Raw genomic sequence first — 18,986 nt, forward strand, 5'->3', positions numbered from 1 at the left:
ACTTCCAGTGATGCGCGATGCGGCAGGTGCGGCCTGCCATGCCCCGCACGCATCGCGCCGATTATTTCGCCAAGCCCTGCAACGCCAGGCGGATGTACTGCTCGGTGCTGAGATCGTCGGCCAGCCCCTGCACCACGCTCCCGGCCTGGGCCGGCTTGTAGCCGAGCGCCACCAGGGCGGCGATGGCCTCGTCCCGGGCGTTGTGCGGCTGACCCGCCGCGGGCGCGGCGCCGGGCAGCAGCGGAATCGGGCCCAGCTTGTCCCGCAGCTCCAGCACCATGCGCTGCGCGGTCTTGCGCCCGATGCCGGGCACCGTCGCCAGGCGCGCCACGTTCTCGCTGTGAATGGCTTGGCACAACTGCTCCGCGGTCAGGGCCGACAGGCAGGCCAAGGCCATTTTGGCGCCCACCCCGGTCACCCGCAGCAGGGTACGGAAGAGGTCGCGCTCGGCCTCGCTGGCAAAGCCGTACAGAAGCTGGGCGTCCTCGCGCACGACCAAGTGGGTGTAGAGATGGCAGGACTCGCCCACGGCGGGCATGTCGCAAAATGCCGACAGCGGCAGCTCCAGCTCGTAGCCCACGCCGTGCACGTCCAGCTCCAGCCACGGCGGCCGCTGCGACAGGATAACGCCGCGCAGTTGGGAAATCATCTCCTCGCTCCTGTGACGCCGCGGCTTTGCAAATGCCGCAGGGTCTGGTCGGTATGGGCGTGGCACAGGGCGCAGGCCAGGGCATCGGCGGCGTCCGCCTGCGGCTTGCCGGGCAGCTGCAACAGCACCTGCACCATGTGCTGCACCTGCTGCTTCTGCGCATGCCCGCGGCCCACGGTGGCCTGCTTGATCTGCAGGGCCGTGTACTCGTGCACCTGCAGGGCCCGGTTCACCACCGCCACGATGGCCGCCCCGCGGGCTTGGCCGAGCTTCAGGGCCGAATCCGGGTTGCGCGCCATGAATACCCGCTCCACCGCCACCTCGTCGGGCCGGTACTGCTCCAGGATGCTGTCCATCTCGCGGAAGATGGTACGCAGGCGCTCCGGCAGGGGGCCATCGCCGACCCGGATGCAGCCGCTGACCACATAGCGCAACTGCCCGCCCTGCAGGTCCACGATGCCGAAGCCGGTACGCACCGAGCCGGGATCTATGCCGAGAATACGCATCTTGGGAAGTGGACGGTGAGTGGTGAAGCGTGATTCGCTGGCCGGACCACCCGCCGGCCTCTGCGCTTCACCTCTCACCCTCCACGCTTCGCCCTAACCGGCCGCCTGCAGGCGCTCCATCTCCTCGTCGGGGATGTCCTCGTTGGAGTAGACGTTCTGCACGTCATCGTTGTCTTCCAGGGCATCCAAGAGCTTCAGCAGGCGCTCGGCGTCCTCGCCGGTGACCACGGTATGGGTCTCCGGGATGCGGGTGATCTCCGCCTCCATGGGCTTCAGGCCGGCCGCCTCCATGGCGTCTTTGACCTGCTGGAAGTCGGCCGGATCGGTGTAGACCTCGAAGCGGTCGGACTCGGTGACCACGTCCTCGGCGCCGGCTTCCAGGGCCGCCTCCAGCAGCTTGTCCTCATCCAGGCTGTCCTTGCCGAAGACCAGCAGGCCGCGCTTCTTGAAGAGATAGGCCACCGAACCGTCCTGGCCCAGGTTGCCGCCGCGCTTGGAGAAGATGTGGCGGATCTCGGCGACGGTGCGCACCCGATTGTCGGTCATGGTCTCCACCATGATGGCGACGCCGCCAGGCCCGTAGCCCTCGTAGGTGACTTCCTCGTAATTCACCCCCTCCAGCTCGCCCGTGCCGCGCTTGATGGCGCGCTCGACGTTGTCCTTGGCCATGTTGTTGTCATAGGCCTTGTCGATGGCCGTGCGCAGGCGCGGGTTGGCGGACGGATCGCCGCCGCCCAGGCGGGCGGCCACGGTGATCTCCTTGATCAGGCGGGTGAAGATCTTGCCGCGCTTGGCGTCCACGGCCGCCTTGCGGAACTTGATGTTGGCCCATTTGCTGTGTCCGGCCATGGGTACTGTCTCCTAATGCTCGATTCGGGTACGTGACGGGTCCGGGGCAACCGGCCCCGCCAAGCGGCTTGGGGCTTACGGGCTGCCGCCCGGCAAATTCGCTTGATTATAACATCCGGATCGGGGCAGCGTCATTCCAGGGCTTCGATGGCGGCCATGACCTCCAGCAGGATTTCCTGGCGGCTCATCTCCTTTTTCAGGCGCAGCTGCGGACCGTAGCGCAGATAGGGGCGCTGCCGGGTCAGATAGGTGCGGAGGTCGCCGCCGACCTGCCGGGCGCAGGTGATCCGGGCCGGAATCACGGGCGCCTCGGTCTGCTGCACCAGCCAGGCGATGCCTTCCCGCGCCGCCGCCGCATCGCGACCGATGCCGCCCTCCGGAAAGAGGCCCAGTACCCGTCCTTCCCACAACACTTGGCGCGCCTTCAGCAGGGCGGCGCGGTCGTGGCCGTCGCGCCGCACCGGAATGCAGCCGACCGCGTCCAGCAGGGGCCGCAGCAGGGGCTGATCGTAATACTCCTGGGCCACGATGAAGGAGATGATGCGCTGGTTGCTGGCGATGAGCAGCACGGGATCGAGCACGGACACGTGATTGCAGGCCAGGATGGCCGGTCCGCCGGTCGGCACGGTGGAGCGGCCCAGATAGGCGCCCTGCCAATAACGGGCGTAGGCGCGCATGGCGCCATGCAGCAGCTTTGCCCAACCGGGCCAGTAATCGGCGCGGTCAGGCAGACGCTGCATGGCGGCTCGTCATGGACAAACTAGGAAACATCCAGCATGCGCTGCAGGGCGACCTTGGCCAGCGCGGCCTCCTCGGCGGGCACCGTGATCTGGTTCACCACCCGGCCCTCCACCAGGCTCTCCAGGGTCCAGGCCAGGTGCTCGGGATCGATGCGGAACATGGTGGAGCACATGCAAACCATGGGCGACATGAACTCCACCACCTTGCCTTCGGCCTTCACCTCCTCGGCCAGGCGGTTGACCAGATTGAGCTCGGTGCCGACCAGCCAACGGGTGCCGGGCGCGGCCGCCTTGATGGTTTTGATGATGTACTCGGTGGAACCCACATGGTCGGACTGGCGGCACACCTCGAAGCTGGACTCCGGGTGGGAGATGACGAAACCCTCCGGATGGGCCGCGCGCCAGCGTTCGATGTGGGCCGGCTGAAACATCTGGTGCACGGAGCAGAAACCTTTCCACAGCAGCATCCTGGCATTGCGGATCTGCGCCTCCGTCAGTCCGCCGAGGGGCAGATCGGGATCCCAGACCGCCATCTCCTCCAAGGGAATGCCAAGCTGATGGCCGCTCCAGCGCCCCAGGTGCTCGTCGGGGAAGAACAGCACCTTTTCGCGCCGGGCGAAGGCCCACTGCAGGATTTTCTGGGCATTGCTGGAGGTGCAGACGATGCCGCCGTGCTCGCCGCAGAAGGCCTTGAGATCGGCCGCCGAGTTGATGTAGGTCACCGGCGTGACCTGCTCGTCGGGATCGAGCACCTGAGCCAGCTCGCGCCAGGCCCGCTCCACCTTGACGATGTCGGCCATGTCGGCCATGGAGCAGCCCGCCGCCAGGTCCGGCAGGATGCTGATCTGCTCGGGCCGGCTCAGGATGTCGGCCACCTCGGCCATGAAGTGCACGCCGCAGAAGACGATGTACTCGGCATCCTGGCGGGCCGCCTCGCGCGACAGCATGAGGGAGTCGCCGTGGATGTCGGCATGGCGGTAGACCTCTTCGCGCTGATAGTGGTGGCCGAGAATGATGGCACGCTTGCCCAGCTTGGCCTTGGCCGCGCGGATGCGGGCGTCCAGCTCCTCGGGCTTGGCCGGACGCAGCTTGTCCAGGGAAATCGCCGCAGTCGTCGCCATGCTGATACCTCCTCCGATCGCTCCTACTGCAAAATATAGCTTAGATCCGCCGAATGGCCGCTTGGTTCGTCCAGGAGCTGGCCAAACGCAGGGCCTCCTGGCGGGGCAGCCAGCAGGCCTGACGGTGCTCGGCCGGGTCGAGGCGCACCGGCACGGGTGCCGGCAACGCCAAGGCGAAGACGTGCTCCTCGTTTTCCTGCACCTCGGGCGCGTAGCGGCTGCGCCAGGCCGGGTGGATGGGAAAACGGTTGACGATTCCCGTGTCCACCAGGCCATCGGGCGCCAGGCCCGTCTCCTCGCCCAGCTCGCGGACCGCCGCCGCATGCCAGTCCTCGCCGGGCTCCAGGCTGCCGGTCACCGACTGCCAGAAGCCCGGCGGCTGTCTGCGCTCCAGCAACAGCACCCGCTCGCCGCTGTGGACCACCACCAGCACCGACTTAGGAAGCTTGTACATCCTTGTCGGCGGCCGGGGCCTGGCGCAGGCGGATGCCCAGCTCGCGCAGCTGCTTGTCGGCCACCGGCGACGGCGCCTCGGTGAGCAGGCAGCCGGCCTTCTGGGTCTTGGGGAAGGCGATCACGTCGCGGATGGTATCCGCGCCGGACAGCAGCATCACCAGCCGGTCCAGGCCGAAAGCCAGGCCGCCGTGGGGCGGCGCGCCGAACTTGAGGGCATCGAGCAGGAAGCCGAACTTGTCCGCCGCCTCGGCATCGTCGATGCCGAGTGCCCGGAACACGCGCTGCTGCACCTCGGTGCTGTGGATGCGGATGGAGCCGCCGCCGATCTCGTTGCCGTTCAGCACCATGTCATAGGCGCGCGACAGGATCCGGCCCGGCTCGCTTTCCAGCAAATCGAGCTGCTCGACCTTGGGCGCGGTGAAGGGATGATGCAGGGAAACCCAGCGCCCGGCCTCGTCGTCGTACTCGAACATGGGGAAATCGGTCACCCAGACCGGGGCCCAGTCGCCCCGCAGCAGGCCGCGGTCGAGGCCGATGCGGTTGCGCAGGTAGCCGAGGGCCTCGTTCACCACCTTGGCCTTGTCGGCACCGAAGAAGAGGATGTCGCCGGTCTGCGCGCCGCTGCGGCGCAGGATCTCGTCGATCACGGCATCGGGCAGGAATTTCAGGATGGGCGACTGCAGGCCCTCGCGGCCCTGGCCGAGATCGTTGACCTTGACCCAGGCCAAGCCCTTGGCGCCGTAGATCCCGACGAAAGCGGTGTATTCGTCGATCTGGGAGCGGGACAGCTCGGCGCCGCCGGGTACCCGCAGGCAGGCCACGCGCCCGCCGGTCTGCGCCGGCCCGCTGAACACCTTGAAGTCCACCTCGCGCATCAGGTCGGTGAGCTCGGTCAGCTCCAGGGGGTTGCGCAGATCGGGCCGGTCGAGGCCGAAGCGGCCGACCGACTCGGCGTAGGTCATGCGCGGGAAGGGATCGGGCAGCGCCACGCCCAGCACTTCGCGGAACAGCCCGCGGATCATGCCCTCGGTGATGCCCATGACGCCCTCCTCGTCGAGGAAGGAGGTCTCCAGATCGATTTGGGTGAACTCGGGTTGACGGTCGGCGCGCAGGTCCTCGTCGCGGAAGCATTTGGTGATCTGATAATAGCGGTCGAAGCCCGCCACCATCAGGAGCTGCTTGAAGAGCTGCGGGCTCTGCGGCAGGGCGAAGAACTGGCCGGGATAGGTGCGCGACGGCACCAGGTAATCGCGCGCGCCCTCGGGGGTGGAGCGGGTCAGCACCGGCGTCTCCACGTCGATGAAGCCGTGCTCGTCGAGATAGTTGCGCACGAAGCGGGTGACCTGGTGGCGCAGGCGCAGGCTGTGCAGCATGGGCGCCCGGCGCAGATCCAGGTAGCGGTACTTGAGGCGCAGGTTTTCGTTGATTTCCTCGTCTTCCAGCGGGAAGGGCGGGGTCTCGGCCGTGTTCAGGATGGTGATGGATTGCGCCGCCACTTCGATGGCGCCGCTCGGCAGGTTGGGGTTGACCGTGCCCGCCGGGCGGGCGCGCACCAAGCCGGTCACCTGCAGCACGTACTCGCCGCGCACCGATTCCGCCACGGCGAAGGCGGCTTCGGCCTCCGGGTCGGCCACCACCTGCACCAGCCCCTCGCGGTCGCGCAGATCAATGAAGATCACGCCGCCGTGATCCCGGCGCCGGTGGGCCCAGCCGCACAGGGTGACGACCTGACCCAACAGGGCCTCGTTCAGATTTCCACAATAATGGCTGCGCATACATTCCCTTGGCGAATAACTGAGCGTGCCCGAGTGCCGGCGCGACGGGCCGGTGGCGTGATCAGCACGAAAAATGAAAAATATAGGGATTTAGCGGAGGGGACGCAAGACGGAGGCCCGCCGCACGCAAAAACGCCCAGGAGGCGTTGCCGCTCCTGGGCGTTTCGCCGGGGATGAAGCTTACCCCGCCGAGCAAGCGCCGGCGCCGCAGCCGCCGGCACCGCAAGCGGGTGCGGGCGCCTCGGGTTTCTTGCTGCCCTTGAAGTCGGTCTGATACCAACCGTTTCCCTTCAGCGCAAACCCTGCCGCACCGATCACACGGTCCAGGCTGGGCTTGCCGCACTCGGGACAATCCACCAGACGGGCTTCGGTCATCTTTTGCTTCGCGGCGAAATGATGACCGCAGGATGCGCAAGCATAGTCGTAAGTCGGCATGCCAACCTCCAATTTATTACTGATCGCTAATATAAATACGGCTTTCCCCATGAAATTTCAAGCGTCCGGCGGGCGTGGGCGACCGGGCGCGGTCGCCAAAGTGCGCAGGCGCCCTTACCCCGCGGCCTTAAGACCTTGGTTATATTGTAAAGACGGCTCCGGGACCGTTACTTTGACAGCACCAAAAATACCACAATACAGCTTTGCAGCTAGCTTGGCCTTCGCTCGGCATTGGGGACAACGCAGCGGACGCGGCTCGAGCCCGCCCCCATGCGGCACGTTTTCCCGTTCCCAACCCGATGCGGCAAGCGGTTCCTCGCAGGACGCATGTGCAAGCCTTGTGGAGATGAGCGATGATACGGACCCGAGCGGAACACCCTGTCGTACGCAAGTTGAATCGCCTGTATGTGCTGTTTCGGCTGGCGCTGATGTGGCTGCAGGGCTATCGCAGCCGCTGGCGCATCCATCTGGGCCGCGGCTTTTTTTGCAACCAGCCGTCGCGCCTGCATGTCGGCGGCTGGGTCAGCTTCGGGCGCGACGTCAAGATCAACTTCGTGCCCAGCGCGGACCAGGCCATGGAAGCATCGTTGAGCATCGGCCGCAACGTCTATCTCGGCGAGCGCATCTCCATCAACCTGAGCGGCCCCTGCCGCATCGGCGACGACGTCATGATCGCGGAGGGCTGCGCTTTCTATGACTATGACCACGGCACCGATCCCGACACCCTGATGCGCCTGCAGCCCAATGCCACGGCCGGCATCACCATCGGCAACGATGTGTGGATCGGCCACGGCGTGATCGTGCTCAAGGGCGTGAGCATCGGCGACGGCGCGGTGATCGGCGCCGGTTCGGTGCTGACCAAATCGGTGCCGCCCTACGAGATCTGGGCCGGCGTACCGGCCAAGCGCTTGCGCAAGCGGCAGCCAGCCCAAAAGAAAGCTCCGCTGGCCGAGGCCAAGCAGGCCGCCCTGAGCTTTGCCGTGGGCGTGACGCAAATCCCGGTGTTGCAGCACATGGCCGGACTCTTCCCGTAAGCGCGCGGCGCTTGGCCTGGCGATGCCATGGCGGCTGAGATAAAGTCTTCGCGCCGAGCCACAGCCAAGCGGATGCTCCCTTGTCGCACCTGATTCTGCTGAGCGGCGGCGTCGAAAGCGCCACGCTGCTCCACCACGCCCACCGCCGCGAACCCATATTCCCCGTTTTCCTGGATTACGGCCAGCGCGCCGCGCCCTGGGAACGCCGGGCGGCCCAGGCCCAATGCGACGCCCTGCGCCTGCCGCTGAAGCGCCTCGATCTGGCCTCCCTCGGCCGCGACTTCCGTGCCGGGCAGAGCAAGCAGTTCCACGTGCCCCTGCCCCACCGCAACCTGATCGCCCTCAGCGTCGCGCTCAGCTACGCCACCCAAATCGGCGCCGAGCGCTTGTCGCTGGCCCTCAACCGGGAGGACACCCTCGCCTATCCGAGCGCAAGCCCGGCCTTTCTCGCCAGCTTCCGGGCGCTGGCGGGCACCCTGGGCGGCGTCGAGATCACCACGCCGCTGATCGAGCTGGACAAGGCCGAGGTGGTCCGCCTGGGCCGCAGCCTCGGCGTGGACTACGCGCGGACTTACAGTTGCCTGCTCGGCCACGCGCAGCATTGCGGCCGCTGTCCCCAGTGCCTGAAGCGGCAGGCCGCCTTTGCCGAAGCCGGCGTGAGCGAGCCGGAAGACTTTTACCGCCAGCGGCGCTAGCCATCCGGCGGCCCGCCCCCGCACTTTTCCGCAGGTGGAGGATACGATGGCGCAGCACCTGACCATTCTGCAGATCAACGACACCCACGGCTATCTGGAGCCCCACCCGGAGCTCTTCTGGGACGGCGATCACGCGGTCTACCGGACGGCGGGCGGCTTCGCCCGCATCGCCACTCTCTTTGCCCAGGCGCGCCGCGAGCACCCGGACGCCGTCATCGCCCTGGACAATGGCGATACCATCCACGGCACCTTTGCCGCCGTGCACTCCCAGGGCCAGGCCCTGGTGCCGGTGCTGAACGTCCTGGGCCTGGACGGCATGACCGCGCACTGGGAGTTTGCCTACGGGCCGGCGCAGTTTCGCCGGATCACCGAGCAGCTGCACTACCCCATGCTGGCCATCAACTGCTATCACCGGGACTCGGGCGAATTGGCCTATCCGCCCTACCGCGTCGTCGAGCGCGGCGGGCTGCGGGTGGGCATCATCGGCATCGCCGCCACCATCGTGGACAAGACCATGCCGCCGCATTTCAGCACCGGGCTGCGCTTCACCCTGGGCAGCGAGGAACTGCCGGGCCACATCCGCCACCTGCGCCAGGCGGAAGGCGTGGATCTCGTGGCGGTGCTGTCGCATCTGGGGTTTCCGCAGGAGGTGAAGCTGGCGAGCGAGGTGGCCGGCATCGACGTGCTGCTGAGCGGGCACACCCACAACCGCTTGTACGAACCGGTGCAGGTCAACGGCGCCATCCTGATGCAGTCGGGCTGCCACGGCTCCTTCGTCGGTCGCCTGGATCTGACTTTGGAGCGCGGGCAGATCCGCGATTTCCGGCACCGGCTGCTGCCCGTGACCGAGGACATCCCCCCGGACCCCGCCGTGCAGGCCCTGGTGGAAGCGGCCCTGGCGCCGCACCGGGCCATGCTCGACACGGTGGTGGGGCACACGCGCACCGCACTGAACCGCAACACGGTGCTGGAGTCGACCATGGACAACCTGCTGCTCGCCGCCCTGGTCGACGCCACCGGCGCCCCGCTCGCCTTCTCCAACGGCTGGCGCTACGGCGCGCCGGTCCCGCCGGGGCCGATCACCCTGAACGACCTGTGGAACATCATTCCCACCAATCCGCCCGTCTCCCTGGTGGAGCTCAGCGGCGCGGAGCTGTGGGCGATGATGGAGGAAAATCTGGAACGCACCTTCGCCTGCGACCCTTACCAGCAGATGGGCGGCTACGTGAAGCGCTGCCTGGGGGCGAACATCTACGTCAAGATCGAAAACCCGCCCGGGCAGCGCATCCAGCGCTTTTTCGCCGGCGGCGAGCTGCTGCAGCCCGAGCGCATCTACACGGCAGCCTTCGTGACCAGCCAGGGCGTGCCGCAGAAATATGGCCGCCACCGCCGCCACCTGGAGCTGCGCGCCATCGATGCCTTGCGCCAATACTGGCCAAGCACGAAAGCGTCTCGGCCGAGCTGCGCGGCTCGGTGGTGGCGGTGTGAATGGGGAACGAATCGGCAGCGTGGGATGGGGGTCGGGTCTGATCAGGGCAGGTAGCGCGGGCGTGGCGCCATCAATGCCCCGGCAGCGAACTGGGCCGCGCTGCTCATGGACTGTAGGAGCGGGCTGGCCCGCGATCCGCCGTTTCGGCCGCCCCTGCATCGCGGGCCAGCCCGCTCCCACAACCGGAAGCGGCAGCGGGGTTCAGGGTTTTGGTTTTCCCGCCCCGCTGGCCCGCCGAGCACCGCAGCGGCCGCGGGAAACGAGGGAGCATGTGCCTGAGCGCAATGAACGGTAAGGTGACTTGCCGTCGGGCAACCCCCGACACCCAAGAACCCGCGGGCGAGCCCGCGCCAACTCTCCAAGCGCGGGCTTGCACCAGCTCAGTCTACCCTACCCACCAAGCACCTGCCCCACCTCCCGAATCTCCGGCGAACACACCATGTCCTGGCAGACCCACGCCCCCACCGGACTGCCCTTGGGCTTGTCCAGGGCCGGGGGCAGGCCGGCCAGGTCGTTGGGCAGGGCCAGCACGTAGTCGGCGGGCGCCCAGTGCCGGCGCAGGGCGTCGCGCCAGGCGGGCAGCGCGTCGCGCTCGCCGCGCAGGAGGATGATGCGCGGCGGGTGCAGGTATTCGTCCAGGGCCAGCAGGAGGCTCATGGCGGCGGCCGGGTAGCGGGCCAGGGTGGCGTGGAAGGCCTGCAGGGTGCGCTCGGCGGCGCGCAGGTAGCGCGTTTCGCCCAGCAGGTGGCCGAGCCGCTGCAGGGCGAAGGCGGCCACGCCGTTGCCGGCGGGCATGGCGCTGTCGTGGGCGGGCTTGGGCCGGGAGATCAGCTTTTCATGACCATGGCCGGTGAAGAAGAAACCGCCCGCGGCCGTGTCCTCGAATTCGGCCAGCAGCACCTCCGCCAGCTCCTGGGCGAAGGCCAGGTCGCCGGCGCGGTAGTCGGCCTGCAGGAGGTCCAGCAGGGCATCGAGCAGGAAGGCGTAGTCGTCCAGGTAGGCATTGAGATGCGCCTGGCCGTCGGTGCAGGCGGCCAGCAGGCGCCCGCCCTGCCACAGGTTGCCGCGAACGAAGTCCACCGTCTCCTGCGCCACCGCGATCCAGTCGGGCCGCTCCAGGACGGCGCCGGCGCGGGCGAGGCCCTGGATCATCAGGGCATTCCAGCTGGTCAGGATCTTGTTGTCGATGCCGGGAGCCGGGCGCTCGGCGCGGGCGGCGAAAAGCTTGGCGCGGGCGGAATCGAGCAGGCCGGCCGCCCGCGCCGGGTCCAGCCCCAGGGCGGCGGCGACGGCTTCCAGCGGCTGCGCCACGTGCAGATGCCAGTGGCTGTGCTCGAAGTTGGGCGCCTGGTCGAGGCCGTAGTGGCGCGCCAGGACCCGGTACTCGTCGTCGCTCAGCCGCGCCTGCGCCATGTGCGGCTGCCACACGTAGAAGGCCCCCTCCCCGCCCTCGGCATCGGCGTCCAGGGCGGCGTAGAAGCCGCCCGCCGGCGCGCGCATCTCGCGCAGGACCCAGTCGACGGTCTCGGTGATCACCCGCTCGAAGCGCGCGTCGGCGCAGGCCCGATAGGCGTCGCTGTAGACGCTCAGCAGCAGGCCATTGTCGTAGAGCATCTTCTCGAAATGGGGAATCAGCCATTCGGCGTCCACGCTGTAGCGGTAGAAGCCGCCGCCCAACTGATCGTAGAGGCCGCCGTCGGCCATCTTGCGCAGGGAAAGGCAGGCCATGCGGCGGGCTTCGGCGTCATCGTGCTCGGCCGCGTAGCGCAACAGGAAGCTCAGATCGCTGGGATGGGGAAACTTGGGCGCGCCGCCGAAGCCGCCATGCACCGGGTCGAAGCTGTCGCCGAGCTGCCGGCGCGCGAATTCCAGTGGCGCGGCGTTCAGCGCCCCCGCCGCGCCGCCCTCGCCATGGCGCAGGGCATCGAGCAGGGAGGCATTCTGCTTGGCGATCTCGTCCGGGTGCTCGCGATAGAACTGGGCGACCCGCTCCAGCAGGCCGGCGAAGCCGGGCAGGTTGTAGCGGGCCGTCTTGGGGAAATAGGTGCCGCCGAAGAAAGGCACCTGGTCGGGGGTCAGGAACATGGTCAGCGGCCAGCCGCCGCTGCGCTGGGTGAGCATGGCGTGGGCGGCCTGGTAGATCTGGTCGAGGTCGGGACGCTCCTCGCGGTCCACCTTGATGTTGACGAAGTGCCGGTTCATCAGGGCGGCGATGTCCGGGTCCTCGAAGGATTCGTGGGCCATGACGTGGCACCAGTGACAGGCCGAGTAGCCGACGGACAGCAGGATGGGCTTGTTTTCCCGGCGGGCGCGGGCCAGGGCCTCCTCGCCCCAGGGATACCAGTCCACCGGATTGTCCGCGTGCTGCTTGAGATAGGGACTGGTCTCGTTGGCAAGGCGGTTGGGCATGGTCTCCCCCTGTCGGTCGGCGGATATGCTGTTTGGACCGACGGACGCGGTCGGGGTTTCTCAGCCGAACATCCGGCGCCACCAGCGCTTGCGTCCCTCGGGCACGATGTGGGTGGCGCCCAGGTCCTCGGGCGGGATGCGGCTCAGCACCCAGCCGGGCAGGATGCGCTCGCCGCTGCTGCCGCAGGAGGCGCCGAGATTGTTGGGGTCGTAGACCTTGACCATGGCGGGCTGCTGGAGGTCGTCGGCGTAGACGATGCCGAGATAGTCCTCGTCGTGATCGCGGCGCAGCAGCGCGTCGATCTCGCCGACCAGACGGCGGAAATCCTCGGCGGCCAGCGGCGCCGCGGGCACCGCCTCGCCCACATGGTAGGCGTACCATTGGCCGTCGCTCTGCGCCCGCAGGACTTCCGCGAAGGCGTCCCACTGGGGCCAGCGCAGGATGTTCTTGAACACGCCGCGGTTGAATTTCTCGGTGAACTCGCCCATTGCCGTCTCCTTGGTCTCACTCGCCCATCCAGTGTAGCACGACGTGGCGCTGCTGCGGCGCGCGGCGGTGCTCGTAGAGATAGAGGCCCTGCCAGGTGCCGAGCAGCATGCGCCCCTGCTCCACCGGGATGCTGAGCTGGGCCTGGGTCAGCGCCGTGCGCACGTGGGCCGGCATGTCGTCGGGCCCCTCCAGCACGTGCTCGAAGAGCGGATCGCCATCCGGCACCAGGCGCGCGAAAAAGCGCTCCAGATCCGCCTGCACGTCGGGATCGTAGTTCTCCTGAATGAGCAGGCTGGCGGAGGTATGGCGGCTGAAGATGGTGAGCAGGCCCGTGCCGGCGCCCTCGCGGCGCAGCCAGTCGGCCGCGGCGTCGGTGAAGGCATGCATGCCGCGGCCGCGGGTGGGCAGATGGAGGTGATGGAGCAACTGACGCATCGCTGGATTCCGTGGCGCGTTGAAAATCGGTTACTCTAGCGAAAACCATCAGCGCAGGAAATCCGCCCCATGATCCCCAATCCCAATCACCTCGTCTGGATCGACCTGGAGATGACCGGCCTGGATCCCGACCAGGACCGCATCATCGAAGTGGCCACCCTGATCACCGACGCGGCCCTCGAACTGATCGCCGAGGGTCCCGTCATCGCCGTCCACCAGCCCGAGTCCGTGCTGGCCCGCATGGACGACTGGAACGTGCGCACCCATGGCGAATCGGGCCTGACCGGGCGCGTGCGCCGTTCCACCATCGACGAGGCCGAGGCCGAGCGCCTGACCATGGAGTTCCTGAGCCGCTACGTCCCGGCCGGCGCCTCGCCCATGTGCGGCAACTCCATCTGCCAGGACCGCCGCTTCCTCGCCCGCCACATGCCCAAGCTGGAGGGTTTCTTCCATTACCGCAACCTGGACGTGAGCACGCTCAAGGAGCTGGCCGCGCGCTGGTATCCGAAGCTGCCCAAGTTTCCCAAGCAGCAGAGCCATCAGGCCCTGGACGACATCCGCGAGTCGCTGGGGGAGCTGCGCTACTACCGGGATAAGCTCTTCGTCGGCTGACGGGCCGTGCCTGTGCCGAGGACCGCGGGAGACGATGGCCTAGCGGCTCGACCGGGCGAGCCAGCGGTCCAGTTGGTTGGCGAAGGCTTGGCGGTCGCTTTGGCTGAATGCGGCCGGACCGCCCGTGTTCACGCCGCTGCCGCGCAGCTCGTCCATGAAATTGCGCAGGCTCAGGCGCTCCCGGATGTTGTCCGGCGTGTAGAACTCCCCGCGCGGACTCAGCGCATGCCCGCCCCGTTCGATCACCGCGGCGGCCAGGGGAATGTCCGCGGTTACCACCAAGTCGCCGGGCTGCACCCGCTTGGCGATTTCGTTGTCCGCCACATCGAAGCCGCCGGACACCTGGATGGTCTTGATGTAGCGCGACGGGGGCGTGCGCAGCGGCTGGTTGGCCACCAGCGTCAGCGGCACCGGCATCCGCTCGGCGGCGCGAAACAGGATCTCCTTGATGGCCCCGGGGCAGGCGTCCGCATCGACCCAGATCTGCATGAGTTGCACCCCCTTTACACGAACTGCCCGGCCGCGTAGCCGGACGCCCAGGCCCACTGGAAATTGAAGCCGCCCAGTTGCCCGGTGACGTCCACGACCTCACCGATGAAATACAGCCCCGGCACCCGCTTGGCCTCCAGCGTCTTGGAGGACAGCTCGCGGGTGTCCACGCCGCCCAAGGTCACCTCGGCCTTCTTGTAGCCCGCCGTTCCGCTGGGCCGCACCGGCCAGTCGTGCAGGCGCGCGGCGATGGCCTCGAGCGCGCCCTCGCCGTACTGGCGCAGGGGCTGGGCCGAGGCGTAGGCCGCGCACCAGGCCTGGGCGAAGCGTTTGGGCAGATGCTGGCCGAGCAGATTCGGCAACAGAGTCTGGCTGTGCCGATGGGCCAGCAGCAGCGCCTCGGCGTCGTGGTCGGGCAGCAGGTCGATGTGGATGGCATCGCCCGGCCGCCAATAGGAGGAAATCTGCAGGATGGCCGGCCCGCTCAGGCCGCGATGGGTGATGAGCAGGTTCTCGCGAAAGCGCGCGCCGTTGCAGCTGACCGCCGCATCCACGGCGACGCCGGGCACGTCGGCGAAGGCAGTCAGCTCTTCCGGGGCGAAGGTGAGCGGCACCAGAGCCGGACGCACGGGCGTGACATGGAGCCCGAACTGCTCGGCGATGCGGTAGCCGAAGGGACTGGCGCCGATCTGCGGGATGGACAGGCCGCCGGTGGCGATCACCAGCGACTGCGCCGTCACCGCGCCGCGGTCCGTGTCCAGCTCGAAGCGCGCCGTCCGGCGCACCTGCCTGACTTGGCAGGGCATCCAGCGCACGACGCCCACGGCCTCGCACTCGCGCCGCAGCAGATCGATGATCTGCTGCGCGCTGCCGTCGCAAAAGAGCTGGCCGAGCTTCTTTTCGTGATAGCGGATGCCGTGCTTTTCCACCAGGGCGATGAAGTCCTGCGGCGTGAAGCGCGCCAGCGCCGAACGGCAGAAGTGCGGGTTCTGGGAAAGGTAGTTTTCCGGTCTGGCGTGCAGATTGGTGAAATTGCAGCGCCCGCCGCCGGAGATGCGGATCTTCTCCGCCAGCTTGGCCGCATGGTCGATGAGCAGCACCGAGCGCCCGCGCTTGCCGGCCGCGATGGCGCACATCATGCCCGCCGCGCCGCTGCCGATGATGACTACATCCTTTGCTGATTCCATGTGCCGCCCGGCTGCGACGCCGGCTTCCCCGCTCGATCGAAAGCGCGATTATCGCCGGAATCGGCCCCCCGGTCACCCGCTGGCGACGAGCGGCTCAGCTCAGGGTGAAGCAGAACATCGCGCCTCCGCCGACCGCCCCTTCGGCCCAGATGTGCCCGCCATGGCGGGCGACGATGCGCTGCGCGATGGCCAGACCGATGCCGGTGCCCTCGAATTCGGTGATGCCGTGCAGGCGCTGGAAGGGCTGGAAGAGCTTGCCGGCGTAGACCATGTCGAAGCCGGCGCCGTTGTCGCGGATGCAGTAGGCGCGCTTGCCGTCGGCCTCCGTTGCGATGAATTCGATGCGCGTTTGGTCGACCTTGCGGGTGAACTTCCAGGCATTGCCCAGCAGCTGTTCCAGAAGCACCTTCAGCAAGCGCGCGTCGCCATAGGCGGTCACGTGCGGCGCGACGATGAACTCCACCTGCCGCTCGGGCTGCGCGGCATACAGATTTTCGGCCACCTGCCAGGCGATCTCGCTCAGATTCACCTGCTCCCGCTGCATCTCGCTGCGCGTCACCCGCGACAGGTGCAGCAGGTCGTCGATCAGTTGCGCCATGCGCTGGCTGGCGGTGCGTACCCGATCGAGGTGCTTGCGCCCCTCCTCGTCGAGGGTATGGAAATAGTCCTCCAACAGGGCGTGACTGAAGCCGTCGATGGCGCGCAGCGGCGCGCGCAGATCATGCGATACCGAATAGCTGAACGCCTCCAGCTCGCGGCTGATGGCCAGCAGCTCCGTCGTCCGTTGCGCCAGCTGCTGCTCCAGCTCCGCGTTGAGCTGCTCCATCCGGTCTGCCATCAGCTTGCGCTCGGTCAAATCCCGCAGGATCTTGACGAAGAAGCGCAGGTTGCCCGCCTCGTCGCGCACGGACCGCAAGGCGCCGCTGGCCCAGAAGCGGCTGCCGTCCTTGCGCAGATGCCAGCGCTCGTCCTCGGCCCGCCCTTCCGTGATGGCTCTGCCCAGCTCCGCTTCCGGCATCCCGCGCTCCCGATCCTCGGGAGTGAAGATGAGCGCAGCGGGCAGGCCGACGACCTCGTCCTCCCGATAGCCGAAAATGCGCTCGGCGCCATGGCTCCAGCGGGTGACATGTCCCTCGGTATCAATGAAGATGAAGGCGAAATCCGTCACATTGGCGAGCATGAGCAAGAATTTTTCCTGCTCCGCCCGGATCGCCTCCGGGTGCTCGTCCCCGTCGAGGCGCCAGCCCATGCCCATGATCCTGGCCGGCCGGCCGCGCCCATCGACCACGGGCCACATTTCATGGCGCATCCATACGTAATTGCCGTTTTGATGGCAAATACGCAAATCGAGGCTGATTCGCCCTTTTTCCAGCAAGTTGGAGCGCGCTTCCAGGAATGCCTGCCGGTCATCGGGATGCACGCGCTGCAGGCACCAATCCGGAGAGCCCATCGCCTCTTCGGCGGCAAATCCCAGAATCGAGACTACATTTTCACTGATCCAGAGCGGCGTGGTAGCGGCGAGATCGAACGGGAGCAAATAAAGCACGGCGGAGCTGGCATTGATGACACTCTCGATTTCTTTCCGGCCCGGCCGTCTGGATGAGGAACTTGCCAAGTTCACCATGAGTTTTCGCCAGCTTGTCCAGCATTGTCAATGATGTATTTTATACCCACGCATAATGATTATCACTCGACTTTGGTCGCAAAGCACGCGGCGCGCCAGCCCCCGGCTTGGGCATAAGCTTGGCAAATCGGGCTTGAGGCTGATAAAGCGGCACCCGCTGCAATCCGGCGCCATTCACTCCGATTTTTGCCTTCGGGCTGGCCTGCCATGGGGCGGGCGAAAAAAAGCGCGGGTTTGGGGCCCGCGCCGGTGAAGCGGATGGCCAGCCGAAGCATCAGCCTTTCTTGCGGGGCAGGATCGGCGCCTCGCCGTAGTAGCAGTTCTCGTCGTGATATTTCTTGTCCGTCTCGGCGAGATTGCCGGTGAAGCGCGGGTCCTGCGGGCGCGGCTGGCTGTTCATGTAGGCGGCCACGTCCCAGGCGTCCTGGTCGCTCAGGCTGCCGCCCTTGCCCAAGGGCATGTTGGCCTTGATGAAGCCGGCGGCGGTGTTGATGCGATGCATGCCGGCGCCCCAGTTGAAGGAGTCCGGCCCCCAGAGCGGCGGGAACACGTATTTGCCGTTGCTGGCCTTCTGGCCCAGGCCGTTGGCACCGTGGCAAACGGCACAGTTGGCGGCGAAGACCTTGGCACCCCGCTCGGCGCTGGGCTCCTGCGCCGGCTTGTCCAACTCGGGATAGCCGCGCCCGGCCATCTTGGTGTCGCCCACCGGCGCGCCTTCGGCCATCCAGTAAGCGTAGGTGACCAGCGCCTTCATGACCTCGCTGTCGGCGGGCGGGGCCTTGCCGTTCATGCTGTACATGAAGCAGCCCTGGAGCCGCTCCTCGAAGCTGTTGACCTCGCCAGTCTTCTTGCGGAAGGCCGGATAGCTGACGTAGGCGGCCCACAGCGGTGCGGAGTTGGGCTGGCGTCCGTGGTCGATGTGGCAATTGGCGCAGTTCAGCCCGTTGCCGGCGAAGCCTTTGGCGTACGTGGGCGTATCCGTGAAGATCAGCTCGCCTTGGCGCACCAGCTTGCCGAACTCGTTGTCCGGGATCTTCTCGGGCGGATTGAAGTAGGTGAGCGCCTTGCCGCCGGACTGGGCGGCGGGCGTGGGCGGCAGCCCGCGCGCGAGTTCGCCGGCGGGGGATTGGGTGGCCGCGGTCTGCGCCGCCGGCCGTGCCTGCTCCTCGCCGGGCTTTTCCTGGCAGCCGGCCAGGATCAGCGCGCTCCCCAGGAGCGCGAGCGCGGAAATAGCTCTCGGGTAATTCATGGCTCACTCCCAAATAGTATTCAAACTCGCCGATCCTTGTTACTTGGCAGCGGGTTTCCCGGCCGTTGCCGGGCCCCCGGCGGGCAGCCCGGCGAAGTACGCAGCGACGGCCTGCATGTCCTCGGCGCTGAGCTTTTCGGCCACCGTCCGCATCAGGGCCACCGGATCGCTCTTGCGCGTGCCGTTCTTGTAGGCCTCGAGCTGGGCCTGGATATAGCTGGCGTGCTGTCCGGCAAGCATCGGGAAGTCGACCCCCACTCCCTCGCCGTTGGGGCCATGGCACTGGATGCACGCCGGCAGATTCTTGTCGCGCCAGTGCCCCCTCGTGGCTAGCCGCTCCCCCCGCTGCAGCACTTCGGGAGACACTTGCGGCGCCGGCGGGACCGGGATTTTCTGCTGGGCAAAGTAAGTGGCCACGGCACGGGCCTCCTCGGGCGACAGCGCCTTGGCGATGGGCTCCATGGTGGGATTCTTGCGCGTGCCGTTCTTGAATGCCTCGATCTGGGAGACCAAGTAATCGGCATTGATGCCCGCCAGCCGCGGGAAACCAGCCTGCGCCTGCCCGGCGCCGTTCGCCTGATGACAGCTGGCGCAGGCCGTGGCGCCGCGTCCATTGCCCTGAGTCACGAGCTGTTGCGCGTTCACTTGCGCCAGCGCTGGCGTGGACGCCACCACGCCGGCCACCAGAACCGCAGGGAGCCAATAACGCATAAGCTGCTCCTTTTTTCTTTTAAAAACCTGG

The 18,986-nt window shown here is 67.3% G+C and carries 20 protein-coding genes and 1 pseudogene; 4 read left to right on the forward strand and 17 right to left on the reverse strand.

Annotated elements, in window-relative coordinates:
- Positions 1-61: 61 nt before the first annotated feature.
- From ruvA to G579_RS0106870, 8 genes are all read right to left on the reverse strand, one after another.
- Positions 62-649 carry a Holliday junction branch migration protein RuvA gene (gene ruvA, locus G579_RS0106835; RefSeq protein WP_028989583.1) on the reverse strand — a complete coding sequence of 196 codons (588 nt, stop codon included), beginning with the start codon at positions 647-649 and terminating at the stop codon, positions 62-64.
- Entirely contained in the window at positions 646-1,155 is a 510-nt protein-coding gene (gene ruvC, locus G579_RS0106840; protein WP_028989584.1) for a crossover junction endodeoxyribonuclease RuvC, read from the reverse strand. The genes ruvA and ruvC overlap by 4 nt, the downstream gene beginning before the upstream one ends.
- Before the next feature lie 93 nt (positions 1,156-1,248).
- A complete protein-coding gene (locus G579_RS0106845; RefSeq protein WP_028989585.1) occupies positions 1,249-2,004 on the reverse strand; it encodes a YebC/PmpR family DNA-binding transcriptional regulator in 756 nt (251 codons plus the stop codon).
- Between the two features lie 131 nt (positions 2,005-2,135).
- Positions 2,136-2,744 (reverse strand): lysophospholipid acyltransferase family protein, encoded by a 609-nt coding sequence (locus G579_RS0106850; protein ID WP_081662648.1) that lies wholly within the window; start codon positions 2,742-2,744, stop codon positions 2,136-2,138.
- Positions 2,745-2,764: 20 nt separating this feature from the next.
- A complete protein-coding gene (gene nadA / locus G579_RS0106855) occupies positions 2,765-3,865 on the reverse strand; it encodes a quinolinate synthase NadA (RefSeq protein WP_051181062.1) in 1,101 nt (366 codons plus the stop codon).
- A 40-nt stretch (positions 3,866-3,905) separates the two neighbouring features.
- On the reverse strand, positions 3,906-4,319 hold the full coding sequence (gene nudB, locus G579_RS0106860; RefSeq protein ID WP_081662649.1) for a dihydroneopterin triphosphate diphosphatase: 414 nt from the start codon (positions 4,317-4,319) through the stop codon (positions 3,906-3,908).
- Entirely contained in the window at positions 4,303-6,096 is a 1,794-nt protein-coding gene (gene aspS / locus G579_RS0106865) for an aspartate--tRNA ligase (RefSeq protein ID WP_028989589.1), read from the reverse strand. The genes nudB and aspS overlap by 17 nt, the downstream gene beginning before the upstream one ends.
- Positions 6,097-6,276: 180 nt before the next feature.
- Positions 6,277-6,531 (reverse strand): FmdB family zinc ribbon protein, encoded by a 255-nt coding sequence (locus G579_RS0106870; protein ID WP_028989590.1) that lies wholly within the window; start codon positions 6,529-6,531, stop codon positions 6,277-6,279.
- A 353-nt stretch (positions 6,532-6,884) separates the two neighbouring features.
- On the opposite strand from G579_RS0106870, the gene G579_RS19715 reads away from it, so the two are divergent.
- The 3 genes from G579_RS19715 (at position 6,885) to G579_RS16355 (ending at position 9,803) form a co-directional block, all read left to right on the forward strand.
- The gene (locus G579_RS19715) at positions 6,885-7,565 is read left to right on the forward strand and encodes an acyltransferase (protein ID WP_408033220.1); all 681 of its coding nucleotides are present in this window, start codon (positions 6,885-6,887) and stop codon (positions 7,563-7,565) included.
- 80 nt (positions 7,566-7,645) lie between these two features.
- Positions 7,646-8,260, forward strand: a complete 615-nt coding sequence (locus G579_RS0106880) for a 7-cyano-7-deazaguanine synthase (RefSeq protein ID WP_028989591.1) — start codon at positions 7,646-7,648, stop codon at positions 8,258-8,260.
- A gap of 46 nt (positions 8,261-8,306) precedes the next feature.
- On the forward strand, positions 8,307-9,803 hold the full coding sequence (locus tag G579_RS16355) for a bifunctional metallophosphatase/5'-nucleotidase (RefSeq protein ID WP_155989764.1): 1,497 nt from the start codon (positions 8,307-8,309) through the stop codon (positions 9,801-9,803).
- Between the two features lie 336 nt (positions 9,804-10,139).
- On the opposite strand, the gene G579_RS0106890 is transcribed toward G579_RS16355, so the two are convergent.
- The 3 genes from G579_RS0106890 to G579_RS0106900 are packed head-to-tail and all read right to left on the reverse strand — an operon-like array spanning position 10,140 to position 13,083.
- Positions 10,140-12,158 carry a thioredoxin domain-containing protein gene (locus G579_RS0106890; RefSeq protein ID WP_028989592.1) on the reverse strand — a complete coding sequence of 673 codons (2,019 nt, stop codon included), beginning with the start codon at positions 12,156-12,158 and terminating at the stop codon, positions 10,140-10,142.
- 60 nt (positions 12,159-12,218) lie between these two features.
- A complete protein-coding gene (locus tag G579_RS0106895) occupies positions 12,219-12,647 on the reverse strand; it encodes a hypothetical protein (protein WP_028989593.1) in 429 nt (142 codons plus the stop codon).
- Between the two features lie 16 nt (positions 12,648-12,663).
- Positions 12,664-13,083, reverse strand: a complete 420-nt coding sequence (locus G579_RS0106900) for a secondary thiamine-phosphate synthase enzyme YjbQ (RefSeq protein WP_028989594.1) — start codon at positions 13,081-13,083, stop codon at positions 12,664-12,666.
- Positions 13,084-13,152: 69 nt separating this feature from the next.
- Between G579_RS0106900 and orn the strand changes: the two genes are divergently transcribed.
- Entirely contained in the window at positions 13,153-13,695 is a 543-nt protein-coding gene (orn, locus tag G579_RS0106905) for an oligoribonuclease (RefSeq protein WP_038018698.1), read from the forward strand.
- A gap of 39 nt (positions 13,696-13,734) precedes the next feature.
- Here orn and G579_RS0106910 read toward each other — a convergent pair whose 3' ends face one another.
- The 6 genes and pseudogenes from G579_RS0106910 to G579_RS16370 all read right to left on the reverse strand — a co-directional run bounded on the left by G579_RS0106910 (position 13,735) and on the right by G579_RS16370 (position 18,955).
- Positions 13,735-14,184 (reverse strand): YaiI/YqxD family protein, encoded by a 450-nt coding sequence (locus G579_RS0106910; protein WP_028989596.1) that lies wholly within the window; start codon positions 14,182-14,184, stop codon positions 13,735-13,737.
- A gap of 14 nt (positions 14,185-14,198) precedes the next feature.
- A complete protein-coding gene (locus G579_RS0106915; protein WP_028989597.1) occupies positions 14,199-15,371 on the reverse strand; it encodes a BaiN/RdsA family NAD(P)/FAD-dependent oxidoreductase in 1,173 nt (390 codons plus the stop codon).
- Positions 15,372-15,465: 94 nt separating this feature from the next.
- A complete protein-coding gene (locus G579_RS18190; protein WP_230973813.1) occupies positions 15,466-16,668 on the reverse strand; it encodes a sensor histidine kinase in 1,203 nt (400 codons plus the stop codon).
- Between the two features lie 12 nt (positions 16,669-16,680).
- Positions 16,681-16,995: pseudogene (locus tag G579_RS19720) on the reverse strand (PAS domain-containing protein); the annotation flags it as partial.
- A gap of 274 nt (positions 16,996-17,269) precedes the next feature.
- A complete protein-coding gene (locus G579_RS16365; protein ID WP_081662651.1) occupies positions 17,270-18,244 on the reverse strand; it encodes a c-type cytochrome in 975 nt (324 codons plus the stop codon).
- 39 nt (positions 18,245-18,283) lie between these two features.
- Positions 18,284-18,955: a c-type cytochrome gene (locus G579_RS16370; RefSeq protein ID WP_051181066.1), complete on the reverse strand. Its 672-nt coding sequence runs from the start codon at positions 18,953-18,955 to the stop codon at positions 18,284-18,286.
- Between the last annotated feature and the right edge of the window lie 31 nt (positions 18,956-18,986).

The sequence above is a fragment of the Thermithiobacillus tepidarius DSM 3134 genome (genome assembly GCF_000423825.1).
In the GTDB taxonomy this organism is placed as follows: domain Bacteria; phylum Pseudomonadota; class Gammaproteobacteria; order Acidithiobacillales; family Thermithiobacillaceae; genus Thermithiobacillus; species Thermithiobacillus tepidarius.

Coding starts and splice junctions, on each gene's coding strand:
- ruvA (WP_028989583.1), bottom strand. CDS start 649: ATGATTTCCCAACTGCGCGGCGTTATCCTGTCGCAGCGGCCGCCGTGG.
- ruvC (WP_028989584.1), bottom strand. CDS start 1,155: ATGCGTATTCTCGGCATAGATCCCGGCTCGGTGCGTACCGGCTTCGGC.
- G579_RS0106845 (WP_028989585.1), bottom strand. CDS start 2,004: ATGGCCGGACACAGCAAATGGGCCAACATCAAGTTCCGCAAGGCGGCC.
- G579_RS0106850 (WP_081662648.1), bottom strand. CDS start 2,744: ATGCAGCGTCTGCCTGACCGCGCCGATTACTGGCCCGGTTGGGCAAAG.
- nadA (WP_051181062.1), bottom strand. CDS start 3,865: ATGGCGACGACTGCGGCGATTTCCCTGGACAAGCTGCGTCCGGCCAAG.
- nudB (WP_081662649.1), bottom strand. CDS start 4,319: ATGTACAAGCTTCCTAAGTCGGTGCTGGTGGTGGTCCACAGCGGCGAG.
- aspS (WP_028989589.1), bottom strand. CDS start 6,096: ATGCGCAGCCATTATTGTGGAAATCTGAACGAGGCCCTGTTGGGTCAG.
- G579_RS0106870 (WP_028989590.1), bottom strand. CDS start 6,531: ATGCCGACTTACGACTATGCTTGCGCATCCTGCGGTCATCATTTCGCC.
- G579_RS19715 (WP_408033220.1), top strand. CDS start 6,885: ATGATACGGACCCGAGCGGAACACCCTGTCGTACGCAAGTTGAATCGC.
- G579_RS16355 (WP_155989764.1), top strand. CDS start 8,307: ATGGCGCAGCACCTGACCATTCTGCAGATCAACGACACCCACGGCTAT.
- G579_RS0106890 (WP_028989592.1), bottom strand. CDS start 12,158: ATGCCCAACCGCCTTGCCAACGAGACCAGTCCCTATCTCAAGCAGCAC.
- G579_RS0106895 (WP_028989593.1), bottom strand. CDS start 12,647: ATGGGCGAGTTCACCGAGAAATTCAACCGCGGCGTGTTCAAGAACATC.
- G579_RS0106900 (WP_028989594.1), bottom strand. CDS start 13,083: ATGCGTCAGTTGCTCCATCACCTCCATCTGCCCACCCGCGGCCGCGGC.
- orn (WP_038018698.1), top strand. CDS start 13,153: ATGATCCCCAATCCCAATCACCTCGTCTGGATCGACCTGGAGATGACC.
- G579_RS0106910 (WP_028989596.1), bottom strand. CDS start 14,184: ATGCAGATCTGGGTCGATGCGGACGCCTGCCCCGGGGCCATCAAGGAG.
- G579_RS0106915 (WP_028989597.1), bottom strand. CDS start 15,371: ATGGAATCAGCAAAGGATGTAGTCATCATCGGCAGCGGCGCGGCGGGC.
- G579_RS18190 (WP_230973813.1), bottom strand. CDS start 16,668: ATGTGGCCCGTGGTCGATGGGCGCGGCCGGCCGGCCAGGATCATGGGC.
- G579_RS16365 (WP_081662651.1), bottom strand. CDS start 18,244: ATGAATTACCCGAGAGCTATTTCCGCGCTCGCGCTCCTGGGGAGCGCG.
- G579_RS16370 (WP_051181066.1), bottom strand. CDS start 18,955: ATGCGTTATTGGCTCCCTGCGGTTCTGGTGGCCGGCGTGGTGGCGTCC.